Annotated in this window: 4 protein-coding genes; 3 read left to right on the forward strand and 1 reads right to left on the reverse strand. The window is 72.7% G+C overall.

From position 1 onward, the window contains the following. The 3 genes from C666_RS18735 to C666_RS18745 form a co-directional block, all read left to right on the forward strand. Positions 1–837, forward strand: an 837-nt coding sequence (locus tag C666_RS18735) for an ABC transporter ATP-binding protein (RefSeq protein WP_004348532.1), incomplete at its 5' end; no start/stop codon positions are given. Positions 838–849: 12 nt separating this feature from the next. Continuing rightward, positions 850–1,077, forward strand: coding sequence for a VF530 family protein (locus tag C666_RS18740; protein WP_004348535.1), 228 nt, complete (start codon positions 850–852; stop codon positions 1,075–1,077). A gap of 86 nt (positions 1,078–1,163) precedes the next feature. After that, the gene (locus C666_RS18745) at positions 1,164–2,726 is read left to right on the forward strand and encodes an MFS transporter (RefSeq protein ID WP_004348537.1); all 1,563 of its coding nucleotides are present in this window, start codon (positions 1,164–1,166) and stop codon (positions 2,724–2,726) included. Here C666_RS18745 and pdxR read toward each other — a convergent pair. Then, positions 2,659–3,866 (reverse strand): MocR-like pyridoxine biosynthesis transcription factor PdxR (gene pdxR / locus C666_RS18750; protein WP_039919560.1); only part of this gene is annotated, 1,208 nt, incomplete at its 5' end. The two genes, C666_RS18745 and pdxR, sit on opposite strands and share 68 nt — an antisense overlap.

Below are 3,866 nucleotides of genomic sequence, written 5' to 3' on the forward strand. Positions count from 1 at the left end.
GTCATGCGCGCGGCCGGCGCCGCCGGGCGCCTGCTCGAACTGCTGCACGCCGAACCGGCGATCCGCGAGCCTGCCGCGCCGGCGGTGCCGCGCCGCCTGCCGCGCATGTCGATCCGCTTCGACCACGTCGGCTTCGCCTATCCGGCGCGGCCCCAGGTGCGCGCGCTCGACGACGTCTGCCTGGAGATCGCGGGCGGCGAGCGCGTCGCCCTGGTGGGCCCGTCCGGCGCCGGCAAGACCAGCCTGTTCCAGTTGCTGCTGCGCTACTACGAGATTTCGGCCGGCGCCATCCTGATCGACGGCCAGGACATCCGCACGCTGGCGCTGCAAGACCTGCGCCGCGACATCGCGATCGTGCCGCAGGACCCGGTGATCTTTTCCGCCAGCGCGCTGGACAACATCCGCTACGGCCGCCCCGGCGCCGATGACGAGACGGTGCGGGCGGCGGCGCGCGCGGCTGGCGCGGACGATTTCATCGCTCGCCTGCCCGAAGGCTACGGCAGCTTCCTCGGCGAGCGCGGCACCCGCCTGTCCGGCGGCCAGCGCCAGCGCATCGCGATCGCCCGCGCCATTCTCAAGGATGCCCGGCTGCTGCTGCTCGACGAGGCCACCAGCGCGCTCGACGCCGAATCCGAGATCCTCGTGCAGCAGGGCCTGGATGCGGCCATGCGGGGGCGCACCACGCTGATCATCGCCCACCGCCTGGCCACGGTGCAGCGGGTGGACCGTATCGTCGTGCTGGACGGCGGGCGCATCGTCGAAGTCGGCACGCCGGCCGACCTGCGCCGCCAGGGCGGCCTCTATGCTCGGCTCGCCGCGCTGCAACTCGATCACTGAGGGGACATCCGCATGAGCACCCAGCCCAACAACCCCCTGCACGGCATCACCCTCGAGAACCTGCTCCATGCGCTGGTCGAGCGCTACGGCTGGGACGGGCTCGGCCGCCGCGTGGCGATCCGCTGCTTCACCCACGAGCCCAGCATCGCCTCCAGCCTCAAGTTCCTGCGCCGCACGCCATGGGCGCGTGAGCAGGTCGAGGCCCTGTACGTCGACATGCTGGCTGCCCGGCGCCGCTGAGGCCCGCCGCGCCTCGCCGCGGGCGGTGGCGCTGTCATCTTGCGGGCGCCATAATCCGCGCTCCATTTTTTCCGATGCCTGCTTCCATGTCCTCGCCGCCGTCCGTGCTCGTCGCACCCCCCCGTCCCGCCACCCGCCGCGAATGGTGGGGGCTCGCCGTGCTGGTGCTGCCCACGCTGCTGCTGGCGCTGGACATGACGGTGCTGCACCTGGCCGCGCCGCACCTGAGCGCGGACCTGCGCCCGAGCAGCAGCGAGCTGCTGTGGATCCTGGACATCTACGGCTTCATGATCGCCGGCTTCCTGGTCACGATGGGCACGCTGGGCGACCGCATCGGCCGGCGCCGCCTGCTGCTGGCCGGCGCCTTCGCCTTCGGCGTGGCCTCGGTGCTGGCGGCGCTGTCGACCAGCGCGGCGATGCTGATCGCCACCCGCGCGCTGCTCGGCATCGCCGGTGCCACGCTGATGCCGTCCACGCTGTCGCTGATCCGCAACATGTTCCACGTCGAGCGCGAGCGCACGGTGGCGATCACGGTGTGGATGACCGGCTTCATCGTCGGCAGCGCGATCGGCCCGCTGGTCGGCGGCGCGCTGCTCGAATATTTCCCCTGGGGCTCGGTGTTCCTGCTCGGCGTGCCGGTGATGCTGGTGCTGCTGGTCGCCGGCCCGCTGCTGCTGCCGGAGTTCCGCGACGACGCGGCCGGCCCGCTCGACCTGCCGAGCGCGCTGCTGTGCGTCGGCATGCTGCTGGCGGTGATCTTCGGCATCAAGTCGGTCGCGCGCGACGGCATCACGCTGCAGGCGCTGGCGGCCATTGGCCTCGGACTGGCGGTCGGCGTGATGTTCGTGCGCCGCCAGCGCCGCCTGGCGCAGCCGATGTTCGACCTCGGCCTGTTCGCCAACCGGGGCTTCTCGGTGTCGGTGGTGGCGATGCTGCTGACCATCCTGGCGCTGTCCGGCACCTGGCTGATGGTGTTCCAGTACCTGCAGGGCGTGCTCGGCCTGTCGCCGCTCGATGCCGGCATCGTCATGCTGCCGCCCGCGCTGCTGCAGGTGGCGGCGTCGATGTGGGTGCCCCGGCTGGCGCGCCGCCATCCGCCGGAACGGCTGGTCAGCGCCGGCCTGCTGCTGGCGCTGCCGGGCTTCGTCGCGATGATGCTGGTGGGCGGCCCGGCCTCGGTGTGGCTGCTGGTCGGCGGCACCTCGGTGCTGGGGGTCGGGGTGATGCCGATGATGATTCTGGGCACCGATCTGGTGGTCGGCGCCGCGCCGCCGAACAAGACCGGCGCCGCCGCCGCGACGTCGGAGACCGCTACCGAGCTCGGCATGGCGCTCGGCATCGCGATCATCGGCAGCGTGGGCGCGGCGATCTACCGCGGCCGCATGCTCGACAGCCTGCCCGCCGGGCTGCCGCCGGAGCTGGCCGCGTCCGCGGTCGATACCCTGGGCGGCGCGCTCGGTGCGGTGCAGCGGCTGCCGGGCGAGACTGGCGCGACGCTGCTGCATGCCGCGCGCGAGGCCTTTTCGGCGGCATTGCACGTCAATGCGGTGATCGGCGCCGCGATCATGCTGGCGACGGCGCTCATCGCCGCGCTGTTCCTGCGCCGCGCGGAGGCGCCAGTGCCTGGAACACCTCCGCCAGCACCTTGACCGCGCTTTCCATCTCCGCCGGCGTGTAGGCGGCGAAGCCCATCAGGAAGCCGGGCTGGCCGCCGGCCGAGGCGTGCAGGCCGCTCAGGCCCAGCAGCTCGAGGCCGGTCCGCCGGGCGTGGTCGATCAGCGTGCGTTCGGGGATGTCGCAGTTCAGCGTGCACGGCATCTGCATGCCGCCCGCCGGCACCGTGGGGGTGAGGACATCGCCCAGGTGGCGGTGGATCAGGTCCGCCAGCACGTCGCGCCGCTTCGCATACACGCTGCGCATGGCGCGGACGTGGGCGCCGAAGTGCCCGTCTTCCATGAAGCGGGCCAGCGTCAGTTGCGGGATGGGGGCGCTGTGGCCGTCCAGCAGGGTGCGCGCCACCGTCATCGGCGCGACGAGCTGCGGCGGCAGCACCATGTAGCCGATGCGCAGGCCGGGAAACAGCGACTTGGTGAAGGTGCCGATGTAGATCGTGCGTTCGTGGGCGTCCAGCCCCTGCACGCAGGCGGTGGGGCGGCCGGCGTAGTGGAACTCGCTGTCGTAGTCGTCCTCGATGATCCAGGCCTGCCGCTGCCGTGCCCATTCGATCAGCGCCAGCCGCCGCTCCAGCGCCAGCGTGGTGCCGGTGGGGAACTGGTGCGAAGGCGTGACGAACACCGCCCGCGCCGGCGCGGGGTCGGCGCCCAGCAGTGCCACCTGCATGCCGTGGCCGTCCAGCGGCACCGGCACGCACCGCAGGCCGGCGGCGTCGAAGGCCTTGCGCGCGCCGTGATACACCGGGTCTTCGATGAAGATGCGCTCGCCCGGGTCGAGTAGGACGTGCGCGCACAGCGTCATGGCCTGCTGCGAGCTGGTCAGCACCAGCACGCGCTCCGCCGTGGCGTGGCCGCCGCGCTCCAGGTTGACGTGGTCCGCGATCGCCCGCCGCAGCGCCTCGACGCCTTGCGGCGGGCTGTGGCGCAGGGCCTGCGTGCCGTGCTCCTTCAGCACCTGGCGCTGCAGGCGTTCCCAGGTGTGCAGTGGAAAACCGCGCGTTTCCGGCACGCCGGGGGCGAACGGGCGCGGCGCCGGAAAGTCGCGCACGCCGCCATCGCGGAACAGGGCCGCGCCGCGCTGGCTGAGGCGCGGGCCGGCCTGGGGGGCGGGCACCG

The organism is Thauera linaloolentis 47Lol = DSM 12138, assembly GCF_000310205.1.
GTDB lineage: Bacteria > Pseudomonadota > Gammaproteobacteria > Burkholderiales > Rhodocyclaceae > Thauera > Thauera linaloolentis.

Coding starts and splice junctions, on each gene's coding strand:
- C666_RS18745 (WP_004348537.1), top strand. CDS start 1,164: ATGTCCTCGCCGCCGTCCGTGCTCGTCGCACCCCCCCGTCCCGCCACC.
- C666_RS18740 (WP_004348535.1), top strand. CDS start 850: ATGAGCACCCAGCCCAACAACCCCCTGCACGGCATCACCCTCGAGAAC.